The sequence below is a fragment of the Cereibacter johrii genome, from assembly GCF_001720585.1.
GTDB lineage: Bacteria > Pseudomonadota > Alphaproteobacteria > Rhodobacterales > Rhodobacteraceae > Cereibacter_A > Cereibacter_A johrii.
Genome location: NZ_MABH01000053.1, coordinates 1 through 24,944 on the forward strand (window position 1 = coordinate 1; position 24,944 = coordinate 24,944).

Consider the following 24,944-nt stretch of genomic DNA (forward strand, 5'->3'; position numbering starts at 1 on the left):
AGCGCCGCCGTGGCAGAGGCCGCGAAGGCGGGCTCCTCCTCGAGCCGCCGGGCAAGCGCCAGCCCCAGCCGCTCGGGCAGGGCCGAGGGGTAGCGCAGCGCCCCTTCCAGCGTGCGGTAGATCCCGAGGAACGAGCCGATCTTCGACCGTTTGGCCCGGCTCGCCGAGCCATAGAGCTGCTGGAGCGCGAGCTTGTCGGTGGCAAAGACCCCCGCCTCCACCGCCTTGGCCGCAATGCGGGCGCGCTCGAAATAGGACAGGCCGGCCCGGATCTCGTTCTCCTCGACCATGGCCACATAGGCCGCGGCCGCCGTGTCGGGCCGGCGCAGGAGCGCCAGCACCGTCGCGAACCGCTCCTCGCCGGTCTCGGCATGAAGGCGGCGCAGCGCGGTGACCCGTCGCCAGCCCGAGATCAGCCCGAAGCGGCCCTCGCCCATGTCGGTGACCTCGATCGGGCTGCGCTGGCCATGGGCCGCAAGGCTGGTCATCAGGCTCGCCAGCTCCTCGGCCTCGAGGCCGATCCGGTCGCGGACGAGCCAGCCCTCCTCGATCCGGTCGAGCTCGAGCCGCAGCACGAGGCGCCCCTCGCTGCGGGCGGCGCCGAGCTCCTCGGCCACCTCGCGCAGCGCCGCCGTGGCCGCCGCCTCGCCCGTCACCCGGCTGATCGGCGCGGGTGCGAGGCCGGGCCCCAGCGCCGAGGCCGAAGCCGGGGCAGGGGAGGCCTCCGAAGCCGATGTCGGGACGGGGGCGAAGCCGCCGAGGGGAGGCAGTGTCAGTCGCTTGCGCTTGGCCATGGGCCGTCTCTCCTGTCGTTCGGGCCGAGGTTTGTTTCGCGCGCGAAACAATTTGCCCCCGCCGTGCCGCCCTGCCGGCCCCCGGATTTGTTTCGCGCGCGAAACAAACGGGCCCGGGCGCTCACTCCGCGGCGTCGGCCGCCGCCAGTTCCTCGCGCCGCCAGATGCCCAGCAGAAGCCGCTTGAAGGCGGCATAGGTCGCATCGAAGGTCTCGCGGCCGCGGATGTAGGTGTCGCGGTTGAAGTCGCGGTAATCGGCCTCGTAGATGCCGTTCACCTGCTCGCCGGCCTGACCGATCAGCGCGGTGAAATCCTGCCGCTCGGGCGCCATGGTGCGGCCCATGTAGGCCTGCATCAGGTCCGCCATCTCGGCCTGCTGCGCCCCGTCGTAGCGGGTGAGCACCGCGCGCACCGCATCCCATTCGAAGGCCAGCTCCTCGCGCCCGAGCGCGCGGGCGGCGATGTTCTCGCCCTCCTCGATCGAGCGGAAGGTCGAGTGCAGCATGTCGAAGAAGCGGCCCGTCGAATCGAACTCGAGGAAGGAGGCGCCGAGCGGCACGAGCAGGATGTCGGCCGCCGCGAGCCCGTTGATCGTGAGATAGCCGAGCGCCGGGGGCGTATCGAGGAAGATCACGTCGTAGCGGTCGAGCACCCCGTCCTCGGCCAGCACGTCGGTCAGCGCATCCCAGAGCTTCCAGCTGCGCCCCTGCATCCGCCAGACCGGGATCTGGAACTCGGCCCAGTAGAGGTTCAGCTGCGCGCCGATCAGGTCGATGTTGGGCCAGTGGGTCTTCGCGATCAGATCGCCCGCGCGGATCTTCTGCGCCTCGGTCAGCGTCTCGTCCATCGGCACCGGCGGGTCGCCGCGGGCCACGCGCACCCGGTTCTCGGCCTGCAGATGGGCCGCATAATGGCGGGCGAGGAGCGGAAAGACCGTGCCCCATTCGTCGGCCACCCGGCCGCCGAAGATCGAGGTCATCGAGCCCTGGCTGTCCAGATCGATCACCAGCACCCGGTAGCCGTCGAGGGCTGCCGACATGGCCAGATGGGCCGCGGTCGAGGTCTTGCCCACCCCGCCCTTGAAGTTCGCCACCGCCACCAGCTTCGCAGGCAGCCCCGCGGGGCGGTAGGGGCGGTATTCCTTGGCCTTCGACCCTTCGGCCGCGAAATGGGCGCGAAGCCGCAGCACCTCGTCGAGCGTGAACCATTTGGCCCCGCCCTCGGTCTCGGAGATGCCCTGCGGCAGGTCGGGATTGGCCTTCAGCACCCGGCGGAAATGGGCGGTCGCGACCGGGATCAGATAGCGGGTGATCTCCCAGGTCGAGAACAGCCGGAGGCTGCGGCGGCCCTCGGCATCGAGCCCGCGCGCGGCCAGATCCTCGCGGCCCTGCGCGCAGGAGCGGGCGATCTCGGCGAAGCCCGCGGTGGTGAGCGGCGCCTCGAGTTCGGCCAGCGCCGCGTCGGGAGAGATGTTGAAATAGGGCGGCAGGGGCACCTGCGGCTCGCGCGCGGGCGGGCCCTTCCGCATCTCCATGCGGCCGCGCCCGGCCGTCTTCCGTCCCTTGGTCTCGGCCATGCCTGTTCCCTTTTCCGGGTTCGTCTGCTCGCTTTCGCCAGAAGTATCACCTTTTTGCGGATATGGCAATTTTCTGCGCACATTGCCCGGCAACTTTCTGGTTTTTCTCAGCGATTCCCGCGGTTGGCATCGCACGGGCGCCGGGGGCCGCTCAAGCGCCGTGGCCTGCCTGCATCAGTTAGTTTTGGGTTATATATAGTTACAGGCTTCGGCGGATTCGGCCAAGTGCTTGAGGAGACGCGGGAAAGGGGAGGTGCTGGATGGCCCGCCCGACTCCGGAACCCCGAAGATCCGACTCCGAAGCCACGCTTCTCCGACTCCGGAACCCCGATCTTTCGGCCCGGCGCGCGCGCCCCGTGCTGGACGGAAGGGGCCGCTTGCGCATAGGCTCGGTGTCATCGAAACCACGAAGGCGCGCGCACATCCCGGGAACACATCGGGGGGCCGCACCGTCGAGCAGGCACAGGCAGCGCGATGCAGGAGACAGGCGGACGGCGGACAGCCGCCCCGCGAACGGGTGCGCGGACACGCGCCGCGGGGCCGGACCCTTCGGCCAACCCGGCCGGGCAGGACAGGGCGGCGGCGGAGACCCTTTCCGACGGGGCAGGCCCCGTGGCACGCGGGCGGAGCCGCTCGCGCGGGGCAGGGGCCCCCGAGCCCTCCCTTCCCGAGACGGCGGACCGCGCGCCCGCGCCCGAGATGGCGGACTTCTTCATCTGCGACATCCTCGATGCCCTGCCCAAGGATGACATGGCCTCGATGGAGCATCCGGTCTTCTCGCTCGCGACCCGCCCCGACCTGCGCGTGCTCGACTATGCCCATAATGGGGTCAGGATCACCGTGACGCCTTCGGTGCGGGGGCTCGCCACCCTCTTCGACAAGGACATCCTGATCTATTGCGTGAGCCAGCTCATGGCCGCGCTGAATGCCGGGCGCGCCATCAGCCGGACGCTGCATCTGACCGCGCACGACCTGATGACGGCCACCCACCGCGAGACCAGCGGCGACGGCTACCAGCGGCTGCGCGAGGCCTTCGAGCGGCTGGCGGGCACGCGCATCACCACCAACATGGAGGGGGGCGGGCGCGAGATCACCACGGGCTTCGGCCTGATCGAGAGCTGGCAGATCGTGCGCCGCAGCCGGGGCGGGCGCATGGTGCAGGTGATGGTGACGCTGTCGGAATGGCTGTTCCAGGCGGTGCTCACGAAATCGGTGCTCACGCTCAGCCGCGACTATTTCCGGCTCAGAAAGCCGCTCGAGCGGCGGATCTACGAACTCGCGCGCAAGCACTGCGGCCAGCAGCCGGAATGGCGGGTCTCGATCGCCACGCTCGCCAAGAAGTCGGGCTCGGCCTCGCCGCTGCGGGTCTTCCGCAAGATGATCCGCGACATGATCGCGGCCGACAGCCTGCCGGGCTACAGCCTCGCCGAGGAGCCGGGCGACCTTCTCTGCGTCACCCGCCGCGCGGCAGTGCTGGCGCCGGGCCTCGCGCCCGCGCTGCGCGAGACCACGCTCGAGCGGGTGCGGGCGCGGATGCCGGGCTGGGACGTCCATGCGCTGGTGGCCGAATGGCACGCCTTCTGGCATTCGAGCGGCCAGCCCCGGCTGAGATCCGCCGATGCGGCCTTCCTCGGCTGGATCGAGCGTCGGGTGCCGGGCTGACCCCGCCATTTCCCCCCTGCCCATGCCGCGCCGCGGCGTTATAGGTAGGTCATGACCGACGCCCCGCCTCCCCGGATCGCGCTCCTTCTGGCCACCTACAACGGAGCGGCCAATCTCGAGGCGCAGCTCGAGAGCTTCGCGGCCCAGCATCTGCGCCCCGTCTGGCTCGTGGTGAGCGACGACAGCTCGACCGACGCCACCCGCGCGCTGCTCGCGGCCTTCGCCGCCCGCCATCCCTGGCTCGAGCTGCGGCTCGTCGAGGGGCCCTGCCGGGGGTCGGCGCAGAATTTCCTCCATCTCCTGGGCCAGGTGCCACCCGAGGCCGACATGGCCGCCCTCTCGGATCAGGACGATGTCTGGCTGCCCGGGAAGCTCGCCCGCGGAGCGGCGGCGATGGCCGATCTGCCCGCGGACCTGCCCGTCCTCTACGGCGGCTCGAGCTGGATCTGCGACGCGGAGCTCGGCAACCGCCGGCCCTATCCGCTGCCCGCCCGCCCGCCGGGCTTCCGCCATGCGCTGGTCCAGAACATCGCCGGCGGCAACACGATGATGCTGAACCGCGGCGCGATCGCGCTGCTCGCCGCCGCCAGCCGCGAGCCCGAGCGGATCGTCGTCCATGACTGGTGGATCTACCAGATCGTCTCGGGCGCGGGCGGGCGGGTGATCTTCGATCCGGTGCCGCTCCTGCTCTATCGCCAGCACGGCGGCAACCTGATCGGGGCGAACGACGGGCTCAGCGCCAAATACCGGCGGCTGAGGATGCTTCTGAGCGGCGGCTTCCGGCAGTGGAACGCGATCAACATCCGCGCGCTCTCCGCCTCGGCGCACCGTTTCACCCCCGAGAACCGCCGCCTTCTGGCCGAATTCGAGGCGCTGCGCCGTGCCGGCCCCTGGGGGCGGCTCCGGCAGCTGAAGCGGACCGGCCTCTACCGGCAGGGGCTGCCGGGGCGGCTCTCGCTCTGGCTGGCCGCAGTGCTGGGGCGGATCTGAGGTGCGTGGACAACCTGCGGATGAGACCTTATTCCAGACAGCATAAGACAGGGGAATTTCGGGTGCAGATTGAAGAAACGGAACTGCCGGGTGTCCTGATCCTGACGCCGCGGGTCTTCGGCGATGCGCGGGGCAGCTTCTGCGAGGCCTGGAACCGGGCCACGCTCCAGGGGCTCGGGATCGATCTCGATTTCGTGCAGGACAACCAGTCGATCAGTGCCCCCGTGGGCACGGTGCGCGGGCTGCATTACCAGGTGCCGCCCCACGCCCAGGACAAGCTCGTCCGGGTGGGCCATGGCGCGATCCTCGATGTGGCGGTCGATGTGCGGGTGGGCTCGCCCACCTACGGCCGGTGGGTGGGGGTGGAGTTGACAGCCGGCAACGCCCGCCAGCTTCTGGTGCCCAAGGGCTTCCTGCACGGCTTCGTCACGAGAGAGCCCGACACGGTCGTCCTCTACAAGACCACCGATGTCTATGCGCCCGACTGCGACGGGGCGGTGCATTTCGCCGATCCCGACCTCGGCATCGACTGGGGCATCGATCCGGCCTCGGCCGTGCTCTCCGACAAGGATGCGCGCGCGCCGCGCTTCGCCGACTGGACCAGCCCTTTCACCTACGAGGCCTGACCCCATGAAACTGATCGTGACCGGAGGAGCGGGCTTCATCGGCTCGGCCGTGGTGCGCAAGGCGGTGGCCGACGGCCATCATGTCGTCAATCTCGACTGCCTGACCTATGCCGCCTGCCTCGACAATCTCGCAAGCGTCGCGGGCGCGCCGAACTATGTCTTCGAGAAGGCCGACATCCGCGATGCGGAGGCCATGGCGCGGGTCTTCGCCACCCACCGGCCCGATGCGGTGATGCATCTGGCGGCGGAAAGCCATGTCGACCGCTCGATCGACGGGCCGGGCGCCTTCATCGACACCAATGTCCGCGGCACCTATGTGCTTCTGGAAGCCGCCCGCCATTACTGGGTGGGGCAGGGCAAGCCGCAGGGCTTCCGCTTCCACCATATCTCGACCGACGAGGTCTTTGGCACGCTGGGCGAAACGGGGCAGTTCACCGAAGAGACGCCTTACGCGCCGAACTCGCCCTATTCGGCCTCGAAGGCCGCGTCCGACCATCTGGTGCGCGCCTGGGGCGAGACCTACGGCCTGCCCTATGTGCTCACCAACTGCTCGAACAATTACGGGCCGTTCCATTTCCCGGAAAAGCTCATTCCGGTGGTGATCCTGAAGGCGCTCGCCGGCGCGCCGATCCCGGTCTACGGCAAGGGCGAGAATGTCCGCGACTGGCTCTATGTCGAGGACCATGCCGACGCGCTGCTGACGGTGCTGGCGAAAGGCCGGAACCACCGCAGCTACAATATCGGCGGCGAGAACGAGGCGAAAAACATCGACATCGTCCAGAAGATCTGTGCGATCCTCGATGCGAAGCGCCCCAAGGCCACGCCCTATGCCGATCAGATCGCCTTCGTGACCGACCGTCCGGGCCACGACCTGCGCTATGCGATCGACCCCACGCGCATCCGCACCGAACTGGGCTGGCGGCCCTCGGTCACGCTCGACGAGGGGCTCGAGCGCACCGTCGACTGGTATCTGGCCAACGAGCCCTGGTGGCGCGCACTGCAGGACCGCGCCGGGGTGGGCGAGCGGCTGGGAGTGAAGGCATGATCCTCGTCTTCGGCCGCACCGGGCAGGTGGCGCGCGAACTGGCCCGCCTCGCGCCGGAGGCGCGGACTCTTGAGGATATGCCGGAGGCGCGGACGCCGGACGGCGCGCCGCAGGCCCGCTTCCTCGGGCGCGAGGAGGCGGACCTGTCCGACCCCGAGGCCTGTGCCCGCGCGATCCGCGAAGCGAAGCCCGCGGCGGTGATCAATGCCGCCGCCTGGACCGCCGTCGACCAGGCCGAGGAGGAGGAGGCCCTGGCCACGGTGGTGAACGGGGAGGCCCCCGGCGCCATGGCGCGGGCCTGCGCCGAATTGGGCATCCCCTTCGTGCAGATCTCGACCGACTATGTGTTCGACGGCTCGGGCAGCCGCCCCTGGCAGCCCGGCGATCCGGTGGGCCCGCTCGGTGCCTACGGCCGCTCGAAGCTCGCGGGCGAAGAGGCGGTGCGCGCGGCCGGCGGACCCCATGCGATCCTGCGCACCTCCTGGGTCTTCTCGGCCCATGGCGCCAATTTCGTGAAGACCATGCTGCGCCTCGGGGCCACGCGCGACCGGCTCACAGTCGTCTGCGACCAGGTGGGCGGGCCCACGCCCGCGGCCGACATCGCCGAGGCCTGCCTCGCGATGGCGCGCGGCCTCGTCGCCCGGCCCGAGCTGTCGGGCACCTACCATCTCTCGGGCGGCCCGGACGTGAGCTGGGCCGACTTCGCCCGCGAGATCTTCCGTCAGGCGCAGCTTGACTGTCTCGTGGCCGACATCCCGTCCGCGGACTATCCGCAGAAGGCCCACCGGCCGGCCAATTCCCGGATGGACTGTTCCGACCTCGCCCGCTTCGGCCTTGTCCGCCCCGACTGGCGGCAGGGTCTCGCCCATGTTCTCGCCGATCTCCAGGAGGTTTCCGAATGAGTGTTCGCAAGGGTATCATCCTCGCCGGGGGCTCGGGCACGCGGCTCTATCCGCTGACCATCGGCGTCTCCAAGCAGCTGATGCCGGTCTATGACAAGCCGATGATCTACTATCCGCTCTCGGTGCTGATGCTGGCCGGGATCCGCGAGATCGCCATCATCACCACGCCGCAGGATCAGGAGCAGTTCCGCCGGGCGCTCGGCACGGGCGCGCAATGGGGGATCTCGCTCACCTATCTGGTCCAGCCCCGGCCCGAGGGGCTCGCGCAGGCCTATACGATCGCCGAGGAGTTCCTCGCGGGCAGCCCCTCCTGCATGGTGCTGGGCGACAACATCTTCTTCGGCCACGGCCTGCCCGACCTTCTGGCCCAGGCCGATGCCAAGACGGAGGGCGGCACGGTCTTCGGTTATCATGTGGCCGATCCCGAACGCTACGGCGTGGTGGCGATGGACGAGCGCGGCCGCGTGACCCAGATCGTCGAGAAGCCGAAGGTCGCGCCCTCGAACTATGCGGTGACGGGGATCTATTTCCTCGATGCCCGCGCGCCCGATCTGGTGCATGGCATCCGGCCCTCCGAACGGGGCGAGCTCGAGATCGTCTCGCTTCTCGAGATCTATCTCGAGGAGGGGCTGCTCGACGTCCAGCGCATGGGCCGCGGCTTTGCCTGGCTCGACACGGGCACCCATGCAAGCCTGCTCGATGCGGGCAATTTCGTGCGCACGCTGCAGCTGCGTCAGGGGATGCAGACGGGCTGCCCCGAAGAGATCGCCTTCGCCAAGGGCTGGGTCGATGCCGAGGCCCTGACCGACATGGCGGCGCAGCTTTCCAAGAACGATTACGGCCGCTACCTGCAGGGGCTGCTCACCGACCGGATGATGGAGGGCTGAGCGCGCCCTCCCGCCAGAGGCTCAGGTCGCGCCCGGTCAGCGCCTCGGTCAGGGCGATGTCCGGGGCATAGAGGGCGCGCATCCTCGTCATCATGCGTGGCTAATACGAGCTCTACGGCGTGGCGGGGAGCAGAGCTTCGACGTCTTTGATGAAGGGCAGCAGATTCTCCCACACAGTGCAGCGGTAGCATCAGACGATGCTCTCGAGCCGGGCGGGCGTAGCGCAGGCCGTTGGCTGCAAGCAGTTCGACGACGGGGGAGCCGACCATGGTGATCCCGTCGTGGCTGTTCGGGGAAAAGCCCGCATCGATCGGCATGTAATCTAGGCGCCTATCGAACCGGAAGCTGCTCGACTGCGGCGCACTGAAGGCGAAGGGCGACAGGCGCATTCTCGCAGGATCCGAGGGCAGGAGGGCAAGAGCATCACGAGCCAGAGCCACTCGGGGATACCTGCGCGTCTCGACCGAACGTCAGGGGCAGAGCGGCCTAGGCCTTGAAGCGCAGCGTGCCGCGGTGGCAGCCCATGTCGCGGCGCGCGGCGAGGTGGTGGCCGAGTTAAACGAGATCGAAAGCGGCAAGCGGTCCGACCGGTCCGAGCTTGTGAAGGCACTGGATATTGCAAAGAGAGCAGGGGCCGTCCTCTGATCGCCAAGCTTGATCGCCTGGCCTGCATGTCGCCTTCATCGCGAACCTTCTCGAGAGCGGCGTTGAGGTCACGGCAGCTGACATGCCGGAGGCCAACCGGTTCGTCTTCCACATCATGGCAGGGGTCGCCGAGCAGGAAGGGAGAGCCATCTCCGAGCGCACCAGGGCTGCGCTCGCCGCCGCAAAGGCGCGGGGCTTGAAGCTCGGCTGGTCAATGCCGGAGAGGAAGCACGAACAGCGCAGAGCCTCGGCCTCAGGAGCTCTGCAGAACGTCCTCAAGGCTGACCAGCATGCTGCGAGTGTCCTCCACCTCGTGCGTCAGCATGTCGAGCAGGGCGCGTCCCTTCGCTAGGTAGCTTCCCAGCTGAACGCACAAGGAGTTCGAACCGCCAGAGGTGGGGCATGGCACGCTGGCACCGTCCAAAATATCCTGGCCCGCTCCCTTGAAGGGCGCATCGTGCGCACCGGTTGCGCGTAGTAAGGCGCTCTAGGTTCAGATGGAGGCGCAGCCAGGAAACAGAAAGAACATGCAAGATGGAACACGCTCGCGTTTTTCCCTTTCTTCCATGTGAAACTTCTGGTTATCCTGCTTTCATATGACTGGAGACTGCCATGCATGACACTGCGAAGCTGGCACCTTCCCGGGATAGGGGGGCTGTGCTGACGAAAGCCACGTTGAACGCGGCCGATCGGCTGGGGCTTTCACAAAGGGAACTGGCAGAGATCATAGGTCTCTCTGAAGCTACTGTGTCGCGGATGAAGCGTGGCGCGGCAATTCTTGAGGACGGCTCGGCACATTTCCAACTTGCCGCTCTGCTCGTCCGGATCTTTCGCTCCCTCGACGCCATCGTCGGAGGAGACGAGGGTGTCGCTCGCGCGTGGATGAAGGCTCCCAACACCGCTCTGGGCGTGCCGCCTGTGGAGCGCATCTCGAAGATTTCTGGTTTGGTCGATGTCGCTACCTACTTGGACGCCCGACGCGCTCCGCTCTGAAGCAAGTGGGCTCTCGGGCCTCGCCTGGCGTCTCGTCGAAGCACAGCATCAGGTCTCGACCATGAAGCTGGTCGATGGAGCGGAACAGGACATCCTGGAAGCCATTCTTGACGAGACGAAGCCCCCGGTGCCAGAGGAGTGCCGCCACCTCGGTTATCTGCTGTCCACACCCTTCCGCTACCGGCCTTATCCGCATGGTTCCCGTTTCCGCCGCGCGGGGCTGACGCCCGGCGTCTGGTATGGCGCAGAGGCTCCAGAGACGGCCGTCGCGGAGATGGTGTTCTATCGCTTCCTTTTCTATGCCGAAAGTCCCGCGACCCCGTTCCCCGATAATGCGGCGGAATATACCGCCTTCTCGGTAAAGGTGGCGACGCCGCTATCGCTCGATCTAACCTCCGGCAAACTGGCCCGCGACGCGATGCACTGGACCCATCTGACGGACTACGCGCCTTGCCAGGAACTTGCGGACACTGCGCGCGCTACCGGTGTCGAGGTGATCCGATACAGATCGGTTCGCGACCCGGCGGAGGGGGCCAACCTGGCGGTTCTGACCTGCCACGCCTTTGCTGCCCGCGATCACGCCGAGCGCCAGACTTGGCACATCCGCATCGGATCCGGTGGCGCGCAGGTCCGCCGCGAGTTTCCGCGCCACAGGATGGAATTTCCGACGAACTCCTTCGACGCAGATGCTCGCCTGCACCGCATGAATTGGGACAGGCCGAGCGTCCAGCGATGACGTGGTCGCCGGCAGCACCCGTTGATTGAGGTTGGACCAACCTGCGGACTCGAGGGAGGATTCTTCTATCCGAACGGCCTGTTCAGGCATGACGCTCCAAGAGGCCAATTTTCACCACTACATCCCGGTGCTCGATGACCGGCTTCAGTGACGCCGAGGCGTTCCGCCTCGAAAGGGTCATGGCCAAGGCCACCGATGTCGGCGACGACTGGAAGCTTCAATGAGGCCGAGGCGTTTTCGCCTCGGAAGCTGGCGCCCGGCAATCTCGAGTTTGACGGGTCCGCCAAGATTTATCGCCGAGCAGAAGAGTTCACGCCGCTGTTCGAGCATGATCCCTTCCGCTCTCTTGTCGCGATCGCCGAAAGGCTTGGCGATGCCGAGGTCGAGACCTGTCCCCACACGTCCGGACCGAGCACCCGTTGCGCCTGAATGTCCCGGCCGTCGAAATCATCGCCACACTCACGCGCGCCATCGTCGGAGCCGCTGTTCGTGTCGTCTACCACTCGCTTACCAGCGGGAGGACCGTCCGCGAGATCGTGCCCCACGCTCTGGTGGACACAGCGGCCAGATGGCACGTCCGGGCCTATGATTGCCGCCGCTTGCGCTTCTCGGACTTCGTGCTGACGCGGATCGAAGATGCAGAGTCCGCTTCCGGGGCAACAAGCCCCCGCCCGCCATCACCTCTGGCTCAGGAACCGCGAATCTCTCTATGGCGTGGAGAATTTTGGGATCGTGCTCGGCTTCGGCCCGGGTGACGAGACGAGATCAGCATGATGAGATGTCCGCTGCGGTCTGATGAACCCAACAAGTCCGTCTGAACTCCCGCCCGCTCCCCATCGGCCGATCGCTATGAATGAAAGATGCAGAACGATCTGCAAAAAATTCATGGAGATCAATAGAATGGCGAGAAGGCCCTATTCCGATACGCGACTTGTCCAGTATCTCGAGAAGCGCATTCTGGAGATGCGCCCCGTAACGCAGAACGAGATCGCGATCCGGACCGGGTTCACGAATCCGAACATGCTCGCGATGATCAAGAGCGGCGCGACGAAACTGCCGCTCGACCGCGCGCCTGCGCTTGCTCAAGCCCTGGAGGCCGATGAGGCCTATGTGCTGCGCCTGGCGCTCGAGCAGGCGGTCGGAGATACCGCGGCGAAGGCCATCATCGACATTTTGGGCTCGCCGATTTCCCAAAACGAACGCGGCTGGATCTCGGAGATCCGTGAGGCCTCCGGGCATGTCGATCCCCGACTGACCAGTCGCGCGCGGGCGGCTTTGCGCGGGATCTTCGGCAAATGACCTCGGGGGAGCGCCGCCGGGTCGTGAACGGATTTCGACTGCCCTCATAAGCCCCCTGACGGAGAACGAGGCGAGATGGATTGAAACCTTGCGCGCGATTGCCGGCAATACCGATCCCGCCATCTGCTACGATGACGTGCAGGCGTTGCAGGCCACTCTGAAAAGGAGGCAGGACCCGCAAGGCACTTAACCTGACTAAAATAGTTGGAAACTTAGCGTCAAGTTTTGGCCTGTGGAGGGGCTCTTTCACGTTCCGCAGACAGGCATTCAGTCTGCGGAACGCCCCTCAAAAACGCGGTAACTTGACGCTAAGTTTACCCTAAGTTTCCCTTAAGTTGACACAAAATGGCCAATATCGCTGTTTTTACCGAATTCAGGCTGCATTAAGTAAAGCGTCCAGGGGGAAGTGGAGGCGATTTGCGAGCCAAGTTCTTTGGAGACTTGGCGCGATCATCGTATTTTACCGGAGAACCTGCCCCTGTCGGTTCGTGGTGGCGCTGAGCCGCGCGTCGGCTTCGTGACATCGTGGTCGCAAGACTAAAGGAGCCCAATCTCAGCGAGAGCCGGCATTTTGCACTGCGCCGGCGGAAACGCGGATCCTGATGTTGCCCAGTATTTTGTGCTGAACGGAAGCCGTGCGAGAGGAGAACTCGAAGCAGACCGTCGCGGGCGCCGACCAACAGGCATCGTTGCCCGCGGCTCGGGATAGCGTCCCCGGCGGCGTTTTCATTTTCCGGGGGCAGCGGAGATTGTTTGCTGCTTATCCACATGACGGGGCATCGAGGAGGTGTGCCTTGTCTCTGGATGCCTGCCCCGCCGCGCCACCCGCTTTGATCTCTGTCTTCTTCACACAAGCGCGGCCACCAGCGCCTTCGTGAGCGGCATGCCGCCGAATGCCGAACGAGGACGGGCGATGCGCGCCTTCACCATCGCCTTCGCCTTGGCTCCCCAAGTTCGACAGCAAAACCGCTAAGCACTTGATGTCATTATGGCGGAATGAGCCATTATGTGACGACACGGCGTTCGTCAGACGGGTTTTGGCAGGTTCAGGGTGTCGAAGAGTTCCATCTGTTGAGGCGTTGTCACAGAGAGCCCATTGACCGTGCGCTCACCGATTTTCGCGCGGTGGCGCTGGATGCGAGCGAGGAGATCAAGCGCGGTGCGGGGGCTGGCCGTGTGGCCCTTGGCCTTCAGGCGCATGCGCATGACGCGATAGAGCGTGAGCGCGAGGAAGCAGAGACCAGCGCGTGCGCCCGGATGCGGTCGGGCAGCCGGTGGTGGACCGGGGCGATCTCGATGTCGGACTTCAGCACCCGGAAGCCGGGCTCGATGTCGGCCAGCGCCTTGTAGCGCGCGACGGCCTCGGCCGGCGTCAGGTCGGGAGCATTCGTCAGCAGCGCGAGCTTGCCGTCGAAGAGCTCGGCCTCGTGGATGGCGGTCTCGTCCAGCGACCAGCTGAAGCGGTCGGCGGTGAAGTCCGCCTTGAGGAAGCGCGTCAGCTCGGCCTCGGCGACCGCGCGGGTGAAGCGGCTGTAGGCACCACGGTCGGAGGCCCGCCGGCCCCGGTCGCTTTGCCCAGCATCTTGTGCATCCAGCTTGCCGACCATGCGCTCGGCCATGGCCTCAAGTTCGGCGATGTGGGCGCGGCGTTTCTCGGACTGCTCGGCCGCTCGGAGCGGATCGTGCGCCACGATCAGCCGGTGGCCCGCGAAGCAAGCCTCGGCGAGGCCGCGGAAGGTCTCGACCAGCTCGCCGTCGCGGCGGGCGGGAACGGCCAGGATGAACTCCAGTTTCCGCCCACCCTGATCGGCGAGCGTGGTCAGGGCATCGATGTTGTCGAGGCTCAGGAGCCCGCGGTCGGCGACCAGCACGACCCGCTCGACCGGGAAACGCTGCAGGACGGTCGCCAGCATGGCCTGCAAGGTCTTTGTCTCGGCGACGTTGCCGGGATGGACCGTGTGCATGAGCGGCAAGCCGTCCGCGGTCTGGACCACACCCAGCACGAACTGGCGGGCGATGCTGCCCTTTTCCTTGTTCATCCCGAAGGCACGGAGATCGTCGTCCACCTCGCCTTCCCCATGGATGCGCACGGTGGTGAGGTCGTAGAAGACCACCGCGAGATCCCGATCGACCAGCGGCCGGATCTGCTTCGCCAGCTCGATCTCGACCCGCTCGGCGTGGTCCATCAGCGCGTCCATCGCGCGCAGGAGGTGCTGATGCGTGACCGTTTCGGGCATGGCCGGCATCGCCACCGTCTCCAGCCAGCGCAGGCAGCCGAGCTTCGAATCCGGTTCGCACAACCGGTTGAAAACCATGGCCCTGACGAGCGCCTCGACATCAAGCTGGCGCTTGCCCGACCGCAGCGCGCGCCCCAGCGCGTGGTCGAAGCCGAGGTTCTTCCAAAGCTCGTGCAGCGCGAAGACGTCGCCGAAGGCGCGGCGGGCTCCTGCTCGATCCTGAGGGCCTCCGGAGCATCGCGCCCCGTGATCTTGCACAGCCCCCGGATCAGGGAGTCGAGATGGCCGTCCGGTCTGTCGTCGATGCGCCCGAGGTTCGCGATCACGCGGCTGCGCGGCTTGCCGGCTTCGTTACGGTAGGACTCCATGATCTGGAGGTAACGTCGGCCGCCATTTTCGGTGATGCGAATGAACATCCCTACGGGATGGCAGCATTGCGCCTTCTGCGCATGAACTTTTAGCTGCACTCCATGTAACTACACGAAACCTCGGCGTGCGGACGGTCAACCCACTGAAACGACTCGAACAGCCCGTCGGAATCGCGCCAGTCCCGGGGGATTTTGTCGAACTTGGGTGGCTCAGTTCGCCGGTCCCATCGCACTTGGATGGACTGCCGACCTCAGAAGACGTCTCGACGCGCCCCTCATGTTCGCGAGCCTCGTCGTCCTCCTGGGTGCCGTCTTCGGCGGCCTGGAGCGACGCCCCGACAGGATTCTGGCCCCCGCGGGCTGAGCAACATCGACTGCGCCTCTTCAGGTGGCTGAGCCCTGACATCGCGGGGGCACATCCGCACCATCGTGCCGGATGCACGCATCGATCGGCACCAGGAATCTTGCCCGTTAGCTGTGAAAGCCCGGTGCGTTCGGCGGAAGGTGGGCGAGCGCTCCGGCGCTCTCCAGGACCAGGAGCCGGCGCCATGCGACCACAGCAGCCGAACCTTGATCGCGGCTGAGCCTGAGCCCGGTCGCACCGGGGTGGTCTTGGGCGCGTCGCCAGCGTCACGGGCATCACGGCGTGATCCGAACCGGCGCATCTATTCCACGAGTGCCTGCGCCGCCCGGACGAGGAATGGCTGCAGCCACGGACAGGCGACCGCTCCCACTCGAAGTCCTAGGAATGGACGTTCGATCTGATGGGGGTGCAGCCTGAGGGCGCCGGATCCCGGGGATGAAAGCTCCTCTTGCCTTGCCAGAGCGTGTCGAACGCCCGCCCCGAGGCTTCTCGTTGATCTAAATCCTCCCGGGACGTTGACTTGAATCAGACCGCGCGAAGCGCGGGCAAGGGAAGGGAGGTTTGGGAGCGGGCGCAGCCCGCGGCCCGAACCGCCCGACCGCGCAGAGCGAGGGCGCAGCCCGAGCCGGGGAGGGGATGCCGCGGGGTAGGAGTTCATTCGTCCAAACGGCACAGGTGTGAAAATCTTGATCACACTCGCCGCCTACGGCGGCTCCCTGCGCCTCGGCCTTCGGCCTCGTTGCCGGCGCTTCGCGCCGTCCCGATAGCTCACGATCCTCTTCACGAAACTACAAACAAGCACATAGGTTTATTCTAATCATGAACACCTGCGGAAATAGGTCTTTCCCCCCCCCCGGGATGGAACGGACTTCCGTCCACACCATCCAGAGGGGAGTTATCTGCGTTTAACAGGTGGTGAAGGGCTCGGTTTCGCTAGGTGGCTTCCGTTTACCTAGCAGCGCCCCGACTCCGATCTTTCGATCAAGCGGTTACAGCCTTGCGGCTGAGCATCACGCCTGGCTTTCCTCCAACCTGGGCATGATCGGTTGTTGTGGCCCGGAGCCGAGGCTCGCCGCACATTGCAACCGTCTTTTATGTGCCATTTCGTCCGAAGACCGGCAGCAACCGTCTGGGGCGTCCGATGATCTCCATCGGGGAGCGATCCAAGACGATCTTTCCTGCGCCATCCAGCCAGGCGACTCGCTGCCCGGTCATGTTCCCGGTGCCGGCGTTCAATTCAATGCTGGTGTAAGGGGGTCGGCGAGCGTCGTGCCGCTAGGGTGTCTGCTCGAACCTGACTAGGTTGGCCGGTTAGCGCGTTGGCAAGTGGGCGAGTTGGCGAGTTGGCAAGTGCTGTTTCCACCACCGATAGCAGATTCATGCGACGGCTTCAAGCGTGGCTCAGACCGCAATGGACGAATTGCAGCACAACGGCATTTCCGCCCACTTAGTGTGCTCCATCCACCATCGGCGACACGCGCATGGCGCCGCGATCAACTCGCGGACGCTGGGTAAATCCCCGCGAGTGCGAGGGAGCCCCTTCGACGTGGGCCGGTGCGTCCGGCTAAACTTCCGGCGTCAGCCCCCTCTTGCATCGTTGCGGGCTGGAAACCCCATGATCAGGGCCTCGACCGTCTACATCCAGGCAAAACGCTACGATCCGAGCTACAAGGTCGGCCGGCCCGATCTCCAGCGCTTCGTCGGATCGCTGAACGGCGAGGGTGCGAACAAGGGCGTCTTCGTCACCACCTCGGACTTCTCGCGCGAGGCGACCGCCTATGTCGAACGCGTCCAGCACCGCATCCGGCTGATCAACGGCCAGCGGCTGGCCGCGCTGATGATCCAATATGGCGTCGGGGTGCGCGTGAGCGGGACCTACACGATCCAAACCGTTGACGAGGACTGCTTCTCGGACTCAACGGGCTGATCCACTTCGTTGAATCGCCTAACGATGACGCACCGCCGGAGAGATCGACCATGCTCTCCAAGCAGCACCGATCCTTCCAGAGGCGCGCGGGGCAACTGCGTGACCGGACCCTGCGAGCACCCGATCGGGGGCCCGAACGAGTGCTACAGGAAGCACGCACATAGGCGCATGTGGCTTTTCGACCCCACCCGCTCTACATTGCCCTAGAGGAGACCCACACGATGAACGTAATCCGAGCCATCGCCGAGGGCGTGTCCGAAGCCGACACCACGAGCCTGATTATCAAGACCGACCTCGCCGAGCTGAAGGCGGACCTCTACAGGCGGCTCTGGATCATGGCCGCGGGCATCGTCGGGCTCACGGTGACGCTGATCAAGGTGCTGCCGTAGCGTCAGCGCCCTGAGCCCGTCGCCTCTCCAGCCTTCAGCCGCTGGTTCAGCTTCGCCAGAGGCGCCGAGAAAGCTGCCTCCATGCGCCTCATGTGGGAGCTCATCCAAGCGATCATGTCTGGCCACTGCCCCTTGTCGAACCCGTCGCAAGGCTCCGAGATATTGATGAGGCATCGCTTCTGATCGTCGTTCCGATGCCATTCGAGCGTGGCACCAAAAGCCTGCTCCAACTCCTCGCGCTGAGCATGAAGCTGATCGAAGAACCACTTGTTCTCCGAGGTGCTGCTCCGCTGGATCGTCAACTCCACGCGGACGTGCGTCTTGAGGAGGACCAGGGTATAGGAACACCCGGAAACGCCGGTGCCGACGCTCAGCCAGTTCTCTTTCGTCGGACCGACATTGCGATGCCTGGGCGAACCATCCGCGCGCAGCCTGTCGAGGGCCTGCTGCCAGAAATCCATGCGGATCGTGTGTCGCAGGCCTTGGGCGGAACTTGCCGACTTCTCCTCACTCTCCTTCTGGGCCATCCGGATCATGTAATCCGCAGCCTCCGGTGTCGGGATCACCTGCTGCAGGTCGATGAAGATCTCGTCGCTGAACCGGTAGGGCAGGACCTTGATGCACCTTGCGTCGATCTGGTGCTCACGCAGCCAGAGGACCGTCGCCGTCACCTCGCGGCGAAAATTGGCCGCGATGAAGACCACGCGCTGACTGATGCCGTCGTTCAGCACCACCTCGTCCAGCGTGTCTTCACCTAGAAACTCGCAGATCGTCCTTGCCGCATCGCCGCCACCGTTTCGGTCGAGATATTGCTGGAAGATTCCGACGATCTCGACCTTCTTCAGACTGGAGCAATAGGCGGCGTATTTCAGAGCCTGCCAGACGACGTCCCGGCCGGAGTCGTCCAGCTTGTTCTCGATGACGACGAGCTGACCCTGCTTGTCTAGGGCAAGGAGATCGAGACGCTCCCGGGTGCCGTCGAATCCATCGAACTCCTTCTGGATGATCAGCAACCCGTCCTCGCCCTCGCTCATCGACGCGCAGAGGGCCTCCGGCATCGCTGCGAGCCACTCCTGCAGATGCTCCCGCTCCCGGTAGCCAAGCTCGGAGAAGCTCACGCATTCAAGCTTGCGCAGGCGGTTCCGGACGCGATCGACCTGGAACATATGTCAGGTTCTCCGATGCAGGGTCTCTTTCAATACAGTCCAGCACCCTGCGGCAGTCGTGTCCTTCCTTCAACATCGGAAGGGCCGGACATTAGGCGAAACGCCTGACATGTTTCGGGAGGAATGGATCTGCACCCTCAGGGGCGCGGGCGGAGGCTCCCGTCGAAGTCCTAGAAACTTTACACGGACACGATGGGGATCGCTTCTGAGGGCGGCATGTCCCGGGGATCAAACCTCCTCTGTTTCGCTTGGACCCGCTCCAAGGAGCAGGCAGCGCTTGCCCTCAGGACGACTGAACCCAGTTCTCCAGTCTCAGTCCGTCGACGCGCTCGAATTCCCGCGTATTGTTGCTGACAAGGATCAGGCCCTTCGAGCGCGCGTGTCCCGCGATCATCACGTCGAACGGCCCAATGGGCGTCCCTGCCTGCGCCAACTGCGCCCGGATCTCCCCAGCATGCTGGGCAGCCGCCAGATCGAGATCCAGAATGTCGAGGCGCGCAAGAAGTCCCTCGACCGCCGCCATGTTGCGCTCGACGGCCTGTGATTTCTGCGCACCGTAAATCAGTTCCATCGCGGTTACGGTCGAGATGCACATGGTCCCGTGATGGGCCTCGAATTTTGCCCTGACCTCGCCGGGCCGGTTCCTGACCGTGTAGATCAGGATGTTCGTGTCGAGCATGTAGCGGAGCATCAGAGATCGCCGCGCTCATCGGCGTCCGGTTGCTCCCGGCGCTCCATGAAGTCCTCACTCGACGGGACCTCATCGAACCATTGGGCCCAGCTGTCCTGGCTCGGCACGATCAGCCAGGCCCTGCCCGAGCGGACGATGTCGACGCTCCGCGTGCCTTCCGGCAGGGCAACCGATTTCGGCAGGCGGATGGCCTGCGTCCGGTTGTTCATGAAGACCGATCCCCGCTCCACTTCGGCGCCTCCCTATCCAAGCACATCACATATATACTCGACGTATATATGCTTCAAGCAGCCGCGGGCAAGGCAGGAGCAGGTTGCTTCTCTGCCGGACGGCCTACGTCGAACTTGACTTCGCGTTCGTGATTGTGATAAACCAAAATCACAATCACGAAAGGGACTCGGCGATGGCTATGACAGCGGCGGAACGCAAGAGAAAGCAGGTGGCCCGGGAGAAGGAGGAGCGTCAGCGCCTCGCGGATGCGACCTACCCTTACCTGGGCACCCCTTTCTTCGAGGTGGTCGAGGAAGACGCGAACTGGTCCAGCGTGACGTTGGCGCTGGAGCTGGCAGGCTTGGAACCGCCCGTCTTTCGGGACGACAGTGGCCCTTTAGAAAATGCCTTGCCCGATGCTCTTCCCAGCGATGAGGAAGATCGCATCAACGCGTTCAGCGGTGCGTCGGGATCGATCGGGCGTGCGGAAGTCATCGTCGGTTGCCTGCTCGACGCGGCCACGGAACTCGCCCAGATCATCAACGACTACAAGCGTGCCGAGTTGAAGAAGTTTCGCCAGCAGACCGAGGCACAGGATCTGTCCGATCCGGCGGCTCGCAAGAAGGCCCTCCAGGATTTGCTCCGCATGGAGAAGATCGAGGGAATGCTCGCCAGGAAGGTCAGGCGGGAATTGCCTGCGTGGAGCGTGAAGCTCGACTGACGTCGGCCGCGTCCTCGACACGGTTCTTGCGAGACTTGAAGATCGGTCCTGCCACGTCAGGTCCGGCTGACGGCTTCTGAACATCCACAAACAGACGTTCGGCCCCCGCCCCTGAAGGCGGAACGAACCCGCACGTCCCCATGAAAGGAAGAACCGCCATGAGCGGAATGGAATCGGCTTGCCTGAACGAAAATGTCTCCAGCGCGCCCTCGCCCCTCTCCAGCCCGCGGCCCAGCGGAATGCCTGCGGGATACGCGGTGGGTTCTGACGGCTCCATCTGCTGTCGCGTCCTCAACAAGGACGGCGAGGACGAGACGGAAGTCTCTCTCTGCTCGCCCCTCAAGGTGAAGGCACTCGCGCGGGATGTCGACGGCGTGAACTGGACGACGCTCGTCGAAGTCACCGATCCCGATGGGCGCATCCATGAGGTGGATGTGCCGAACACGGAGCTTTCGGGCACCGGAATGCTTCTGCGCAAGCGGCTCGCGCGCGCGGGGGCCCGTATTGCGATCCACAAGGATGCGGGTGCCCAACTGGTCCGTCTGATCCACGACTGGACGCCGGAGGCTCGCCTTGTCACCACCAACAGGGCCGGCTGGACCGCCGACGGCCGGTCCTTCGTGGCGGGCAACGGCCGGATCATCGGCGCCCAGGACGTCCGCTTCACCGGCGGTCACCTCGCATCGGGGGCCGTCGAGATGAAGTCCGCGGGTTCCCATGCCGACTGGCGTGAGAAGGTGGGCGCCCTCTGCGTCGGAAATCCGCTGATGATGGTCTCTGTCTCGCTGGCCTTCGCAGGCCCCCTTCTTGAGCCCCTAGGCTTCGAGGGCGGCGGGCTGCATCTGCGCGGGGGCTCCTCCTGCGGCAAGACGACGATCCAGCGTGTCGCCGCCTCCGTCTGGGGCAGCCCGGGCTTCGCCTTGACCTGGCGCGCCACCTCGAACGGCCTCGAGGGGATCGCTGCGGCCTGCAACAGCGCGCTGCTGGTCCTCGACGAACTGGCGCAGATCTCCGCGCGCGATGCGGACGAGGCCAGCTACATGCTTGCCAACGGTTGCGGCAAGGCGCGTGCGGACAGGTCTGGCGCCACCGTCCGGCCGCTGAGCTGGCGGCTGATGGTGCTGTCGTCGGGCGAGATCTCGCTGGCCCGCAAGCTTGCGGAGAGCGGCCGTAAGGCCATGGCCGGGCAGAACGTGCGCCTGCTCGACATCGAGGCGGATGCCCGGCCCTACGGGGCCTTCGACAATCTCCACGGTCAGCCCGATGGAGCGAGGTTCTCGCAGCATGCGAAGGCCATGAGTTCGACGTTTCATGGCAGCGCGGGGCCTCTGTTCGTCAAGGGAGTGCTGGAGAAGTTGGACATCTGCAAGCGGGCGGTCCCCACGCTCGTCACCGGTTTCCGGCAGAGGGCGGTCGACAGGTTCGGATCGCTTGACGATGGGCTGATCCAGCGTGCGGTCGACCGCCTCGCCCTCTGCGCCGCAGCTGGAGAACTTGCGACCATCTTCGGCCTCACCGGATGGAACAGGGAGGAACCCAAGGAAGCCGCGCTCGAGGTGCTGGGGATCTGGCTCGAGGGTCGCGAGGGCGATGCGCGTGACGAGATCGGGGAGAGCGTGGAACGCACCCGCGCCTTCCTGAAGGCAAACTCCGCCCGGTTCGCCGAAGCTGCCCGTGGCTCCGTTCCGGCCGATACGTTGGGCTGGCGCGATGGCCACTTCTTCTACATTGCGCCGGAGGCCTGGAAGCAGGCGCATGACGGGCACGATCCGATACGGTCTGCTCGCCACCTTGCTGACGCTGGTCTCCTAGTCCGCGGGGAGGGAGACAATCTCCCGCGCAAGCTGCCGCGTGGGATCGGGAGCGTCAGGGGTCGCGCCTACACCATCAGGACGTTGATCCTGAAGGAGGGTGAGCCGGCGCAGCCGCTGGCAGCCTGACGGCAATCGGATCGGACCGGCTTCGACGTGCGGCCCGAGCGATCCGAGTGGTCCGACGTTCTGCAAGGAAGATCCGGCGCGATGGCCTCGGGCCGTCCCGCTCATCCACCTGTCCTGTTTCGCAAGCCACCCCGAACCGCCCGGTTCAGGGCACGAACCAACTCATCCCTCCAATCCAGCAAGGTTCCGACACATGAACAACCACTCCACGCCTCTGTCGCCCGAACAGATCGCCGCCATCGACAAGGCGGGCGCCTGGCTCAGGAATCCCCGCAAGAACCGTAAACAGGTCTTCAAGCTCTTCGGCTATGCCGGGACCGGCAAAACCACGATCGCCAGACGTCTTGCCGAAGGTGTCGATGGGGATGTGGTCTACGCAGCCTTCACCGGCAAGGCCGCCCTTATGATGCAGAAGAACGGCTGCGAAGGCGCGTCGACGATCCATCGCCTGATATACCGCCCGGAGCAGCAGCCTGACGGAGCGACGCGCTTTGCGCTCAACGCCGAGAGCCTTGCCGCTGAGGCTGCCCTTATCATCATCGACGAATGCTCGATGGTGAATGCTGAGATCGCCAAGGATTTGCTCTCCTTCGGCAAGCCCGTCCTCGTGCTCGGCGATCCGGCGCAGCTGCCGCCGCCCAAGGACGAAGGCTGGTTTGTTCGCGGCAAGCCTGACGTGATGCTGACGGAGATCCACCGCCAGGCGCTGGACAATCCCATCCTGCGCCTCGCGACTGCCGCACGGAACGGCGAGCCGCTGCGGGTAGGGGATTACGGCACGAGCCATGTCATGCGGATCTGCGAGTTGGAAATGGCGGATTGTCTGGCGGCCGATCAAATCCTTGCGGGGTCCAATGATCGGGTTCAGCTGTTGAACCGTCAGATCCGCGAAGCGCTTGGCCGCCCGGACTTTCTCCCCTGTCCGGAAGATCGGCTGGTTTGCCTGCGCAATGACTACGGCAAGGCGATCGTGAACGGCGGCATGTTCGAGGTGCGGTCGGCGCAACCTGCACGCTTCCGGTCGGGCCTGTTGAGCATGAAGGTTGCGAACCTCGATTTTCCCGACTGGCCGGAACTGATGGTCCGGGTGCCGGAGGAGTGCTTTACGAAGAGGATAGGCACGCAGGTAAGCCACGCGCCCCGCGATCTGCAGCTTTTCGACTACGGTTACGCCCTCACCTGTCACAAGGCGCAGGGAAGCCAGTGGGAGAACGTGCTGGTCCATGATGAAAGCGAGGCCTTCAAGCAGGATCGGCATCGCTGGCTCTACACGGCAATTACCCGCGCTTCGGATCGGGTGACGATAGCCATCTGAGGCCCCGGCGTCCCGCCAACCCACATCTGCAAGATTGCGATGCGCCAGCGAATCTCCGGGAGGTGGCATTGGTTCCGTCAGATCCTCAGCGGAGGTTACCATGTTCCGGGAGTTCGCTCTCACCCTGATCGTCGCGGCTCGCGAGGCGGGTCTGGCGGGAGTCCGTCTTGGCTACCGGCGATCCGGCCCGCGGCTCGTGGGTCGGATTGGACGCCTCCGCGTCGAGCCGCCGATTCAGGATCCCGCTTGCTCAAATCGTTTATGCCGCAAGGAGCTTCCAATGAACGTGCTGTGACCCCCCGAGAACTCGTCCACCTGATGCCAGAGTCTGGCCTCCACCAGAGGAACGGATATGAAGCGATCAAGATTCCCCGAGGAGCAGATCATCGCGATCCTGCGAGAGCGGGAAAGCGGGGCGAAGATGGGGGACGTGTGCCGCAGGCATGGGATCAGCAGCGCTACGTTTTGCGCCTGGAAAAGCCAGGTTCGGTCGGGGCGGATTTGAACCCGGCGCGCGCTTGGCATAAGGGTGGGACAGAAGCGCGGGAGACGGCCATGACAGAGACGCCCACCATCGTGACCATCGGCGACATCGCCATCGGGGGCGGCCATCCGATCGCGCTCATCACCGGGCCCTGCCAGCTCGAGAGCCTCGATCATGCCCGCATGATGGCCGAGCGCATCGCCGAGGCCTGCGCGCCCACCGGAACGAAGTTCATCTTCAAGGCGAGCTACGACAAGGCCAACCGCTCGTCGCTTTCGACGGCGCGGGGCCTCGGGATGGAGAAGGGGCTCGAGATCCTCGGCCGGATCCGCGAGGAGTTCGGCGTGCCGGTCCTGACCGACGTCCATGAGCCCGGCCATTGCGCGACGGCCGCCGAGGTCTGCGACGTGCTGCAGATCCCGGCCTTCCTCTGCCGGCAGACCGACCTTCTGCTGGCCGCGGGCGAGACCGGCCGTGCGGTCAACGTCAAGAAGGGCCAGTTCCTCGCGCCGTGGGACATGAAGAACGTGGCCGACAAGGTGGCCTCGACCGGCAACCGGCGGATCCTGCTCTGCGAGCGGGGCACCTCCTTCGGCTACAACCCCCTCGTGACCGATTTCCGCGGCCTGCCTACCATGGCCGCGACCGGCTGGCCGGTGGTGTTCGACGCCACCCATTCGGTGCAGCAGCCGGGGGGCCTCGGCGGCTCCTCGGGCGGGCAGCGCGAATTCGCCCCGGTGCTCGCGCGGGCGGCCTGCGCGGTGGGGGTCTCGGCGCTCTTCATCGAGACGCACGAGGATCCCGACCGCGCGCCCTCGGACGGGCCGAACATGATCCCGGTGGACCGGATGGGCCGGCTCATCGCCGACCTCTGCGCCTTCGACACGCTGGCCAAGTCGCTCGCCTGAGACGGCGGGGCCTCCGGGCCGGATCGCGCCCATGGACCCCGGGCTCGGAGCTCGGGCCGGGCGGCCGGA

At 65.7% G+C, this 24,944-nt stretch carries 25 protein-coding genes and 2 pseudogenes; 21 read left to right on the plus strand and 6 right to left on the minus strand.

The window, feature by feature from the left end; translation table 11 throughout:
• Together A9O63_RS03650 and A9O63_RS03655 are read right to left on the minus strand one after the other, a co-directional pair.
• A partial coding sequence (locus A9O63_RS03650; protein WP_069330716.1) for a ParB/RepB/Spo0J family partition protein occupies window positions 1-794 on the minus strand: 794 nt, incomplete at its 3' end.
• A gap of 121 nt (window positions 795-915) precedes the next feature.
• Window positions 916-2,370 (minus strand): AAA family ATPase, encoded by a 1,455-nt coding sequence (locus A9O63_RS03655; protein ID WP_084295571.1) that lies wholly within the window; start codon window positions 2,368-2,370, stop codon window positions 916-918.
• A gap of 699 nt (window positions 2,371-3,069) precedes the next feature.
• On the opposite strand from A9O63_RS03655, the gene A9O63_RS03660 reads away from it, so the two are divergent.
• The 14 genes from A9O63_RS03660 to A9O63_RS03705 all read left to right on the plus strand — a co-directional run bounded on the left by A9O63_RS03660 (window position 3,070) and on the right by A9O63_RS03705 (window position 12,155).
• Entirely contained in the window at window positions 3,070-4,032 is a 963-nt protein-coding gene (locus tag A9O63_RS03660; RefSeq protein ID WP_069330717.1) for a replication initiator protein A, read from the plus strand.
• Window positions 4,033-4,083: 51 nt separating this feature from the next.
• Window positions 4,084-5,022: a glycosyltransferase gene (locus tag A9O63_RS03665; protein ID WP_069330718.1), complete on the plus strand. Its 939-nt coding sequence runs from the start codon at window positions 4,084-4,086 to the stop codon at window positions 5,020-5,022.
• Window positions 5,023-5,084: 62 nt separating this feature from the next.
• Window positions 5,085-5,648, plus strand: coding sequence for a dTDP-4-dehydrorhamnose 3,5-epimerase (gene rfbC / locus A9O63_RS03670; RefSeq protein WP_069330719.1), 564 nt, complete (start codon window positions 5,085-5,087; stop codon window positions 5,646-5,648).
• Window positions 5,649-5,652: 4 nt separating this feature from the next.
• A complete protein-coding gene (rfbB, locus tag A9O63_RS03675; RefSeq protein WP_069330720.1) occupies window positions 5,653-6,693 on the plus strand; it encodes a dTDP-glucose 4,6-dehydratase in 1,041 nt (346 codons plus the stop codon).
• Window positions 6,690-7,595 carry a dTDP-4-dehydrorhamnose reductase gene (gene rfbD / locus A9O63_RS03680; protein WP_069330721.1) on the plus strand — a complete coding sequence of 302 codons (906 nt, stop codon included), beginning with the start codon at window positions 6,690-6,692 and terminating at the stop codon, window positions 7,593-7,595. Before rfbB ends, rfbD begins: the two co-directional genes overlap by 4 nt.
• Window positions 7,592-8,482 carry a glucose-1-phosphate thymidylyltransferase RfbA gene (rfbA, locus tag A9O63_RS03685; RefSeq protein WP_069330722.1) on the plus strand — a complete coding sequence of 297 codons (891 nt, stop codon included), beginning with the start codon at window positions 7,592-7,594 and terminating at the stop codon, window positions 8,480-8,482. Before rfbD ends, rfbA begins: the two co-directional genes overlap by 4 nt.
• Before the next feature lie 450 nt (window positions 8,483-8,932).
• On the plus strand, window positions 8,933-9,127 hold the full coding sequence (locus A9O63_RS23515) for a recombinase family protein (RefSeq protein ID WP_268874906.1): 195 nt from the start codon (window positions 8,933-8,935) through the stop codon (window positions 9,125-9,127).
• Between the two features lie 82 nt (window positions 9,128-9,209).
• On the plus strand, window positions 9,210-9,479 hold the full coding sequence (locus A9O63_RS23615) for a recombinase family protein (protein WP_280523311.1): 270 nt from the start codon (window positions 9,210-9,212) through the stop codon (window positions 9,477-9,479).
• Between the two features lie 12 nt (window positions 9,480-9,491).
• Window positions 9,492-9,605 carry a recombinase family protein gene (locus A9O63_RS23275; protein WP_235836921.1) on the plus strand — a complete coding sequence of 38 codons (114 nt, stop codon included), beginning with the start codon at window positions 9,492-9,494 and terminating at the stop codon, window positions 9,603-9,605.
• A 134-nt stretch (window positions 9,606-9,739) separates the two neighbouring features.
• Window positions 9,740-10,120 (plus strand): MbcA/ParS/Xre antitoxin family protein, encoded by a 381-nt coding sequence (locus tag A9O63_RS03695; RefSeq protein WP_069330723.1) that lies wholly within the window; start codon window positions 9,740-9,742, stop codon window positions 10,118-10,120.
• A 61-nt stretch (window positions 10,121-10,181) separates the two neighbouring features.
• Window positions 10,182-10,856 (plus strand): RES family NAD+ phosphorylase, encoded by a 675-nt coding sequence (locus A9O63_RS03700; RefSeq protein WP_235836920.1) that lies wholly within the window; start codon window positions 10,182-10,184, stop codon window positions 10,854-10,856.
• Between the two features lie 195 nt (window positions 10,857-11,051).
• Complete coding sequence (locus tag A9O63_RS22600; RefSeq protein ID WP_141703030.1) at window positions 11,052-11,285, plus strand: hypothetical protein; 234 nt, start codon at window positions 11,052-11,054, stop codon at window positions 11,283-11,285.
• Window positions 11,276-11,611 carry a WYL domain-containing protein gene (locus tag A9O63_RS21780; protein ID WP_167354601.1) on the plus strand — a complete coding sequence of 112 codons (336 nt, stop codon included), beginning with the start codon at window positions 11,276-11,278 and terminating at the stop codon, window positions 11,609-11,611. The genes A9O63_RS22600 and A9O63_RS21780 overlap by 10 nt, the downstream gene beginning before the upstream one ends.
• A 145-nt stretch (window positions 11,612-11,756) precedes the next feature.
• Window positions 11,757-12,155 (plus strand): helix-turn-helix transcriptional regulator, encoded by a 399-nt coding sequence (locus A9O63_RS03705; protein WP_069330734.1) that lies wholly within the window; start codon window positions 11,757-11,759, stop codon window positions 12,153-12,155.
• A 1,026-nt stretch (window positions 12,156-13,181) separates the two neighbouring features.
• Here A9O63_RS03705 and A9O63_RS03710 read toward each other — a convergent pair.
• Window positions 13,182-14,808 (minus strand): annotated as a pseudogene (locus A9O63_RS03710) (IS1634 family transposase).
• Window positions 14,809-16,739: 1,931 nt separating this feature from the next.
• On the opposite strand from A9O63_RS03710, the gene A9O63_RS23150 reads away from it, so the two are divergent.
• Both A9O63_RS23150 and A9O63_RS23050 read left to right on the plus strand, forming a co-directional pair.
• Window positions 16,740-17,051 carry a restriction endonuclease gene (locus tag A9O63_RS23150; protein WP_069330725.1) on the plus strand — a complete coding sequence of 104 codons (312 nt, stop codon included), beginning with the start codon at window positions 16,740-16,742 and terminating at the stop codon, window positions 17,049-17,051.
• Window positions 17,052-17,272: 221 nt separating this feature from the next.
• A complete protein-coding gene (locus tag A9O63_RS23050) occupies window positions 17,273-17,440 on the plus strand; it encodes a hypothetical protein (protein ID WP_167354602.1) in 168 nt (55 codons plus the stop codon).
• A 2-nt stretch (window positions 17,441-17,442) separates the two neighbouring features.
• Here the strand turns inward: A9O63_RS23050 and A9O63_RS03720 are convergent, their stop codons facing one another.
• From A9O63_RS03720 to vapB, 3 genes are all read right to left on the minus strand, one after another.
• Window positions 17,443-18,606, minus strand: a complete 1,164-nt coding sequence (locus tag A9O63_RS03720) for a DUF4268 domain-containing protein (RefSeq protein WP_069330726.1) — start codon at window positions 18,604-18,606, stop codon at window positions 17,443-17,445.
• Window positions 18,607-18,889: 283 nt separating this feature from the next.
• Window positions 18,890-19,297 (minus strand): type II toxin-antitoxin system tRNA(fMet)-specific endonuclease VapC, encoded by a 408-nt coding sequence (gene vapC, locus A9O63_RS03725; protein ID WP_069330727.1) that lies wholly within the window; start codon window positions 19,295-19,297, stop codon window positions 18,890-18,892.
• On the minus strand, window positions 19,297-19,506 hold the full coding sequence (vapB, locus tag A9O63_RS03730) for a type II toxin-antitoxin system VapB family antitoxin (protein ID WP_011910904.1): 210 nt from the start codon (window positions 19,504-19,506) through the stop codon (window positions 19,297-19,299). The genes vapC and vapB overlap by 1 nt, the downstream gene beginning before the upstream one ends.
• Before the next feature lie 194 nt (window positions 19,507-19,700).
• Here vapB and A9O63_RS03735 point away from each other — a divergent pair, with 194 nt between their 5' ends.
• The 5 genes and pseudogenes from A9O63_RS03735 (at window position 19,701) to kdsA (ending at window position 24,875) form a co-directional block, all read left to right on the plus strand.
• Window positions 19,701-20,228: a hypothetical protein gene (locus tag A9O63_RS03735; protein WP_112329887.1), complete on the plus strand. Its 528-nt coding sequence runs from the start codon at window positions 19,701-19,703 to the stop codon at window positions 20,226-20,228.
• A gap of 158 nt (window positions 20,229-20,386) precedes the next feature.
• Complete coding sequence (locus tag A9O63_RS03740) at window positions 20,387-22,168, plus strand: DUF927 domain-containing protein (RefSeq protein ID WP_167354603.1); 1,782 nt, start codon at window positions 20,387-20,389, stop codon at window positions 22,166-22,168.
• Between the two features lie 193 nt (window positions 22,169-22,361).
• On the plus strand, window positions 22,362-23,483 hold the full coding sequence (locus A9O63_RS03745; RefSeq protein ID WP_069330731.1) for an ATP-dependent DNA helicase: 1,122 nt from the start codon (window positions 22,362-22,364) through the stop codon (window positions 23,481-23,483).
• A 352-nt stretch (window positions 23,484-23,835) separates the two neighbouring features.
• Window positions 23,836-23,967, plus strand: a pseudogene (locus A9O63_RS03750) (transposase); the annotation flags it as partial.
• 71 nt (window positions 23,968-24,038) lie between these two features.
• The gene (gene kdsA, locus A9O63_RS03755; protein ID WP_069330732.1) at window positions 24,039-24,875 is read left to right on the plus strand and encodes a 3-deoxy-8-phosphooctulonate synthase; all 837 of its coding nucleotides are present in this window, start codon (window positions 24,039-24,041) and stop codon (window positions 24,873-24,875) included.
• Window positions 24,876-24,944 lie beyond the last annotated feature (69 nt).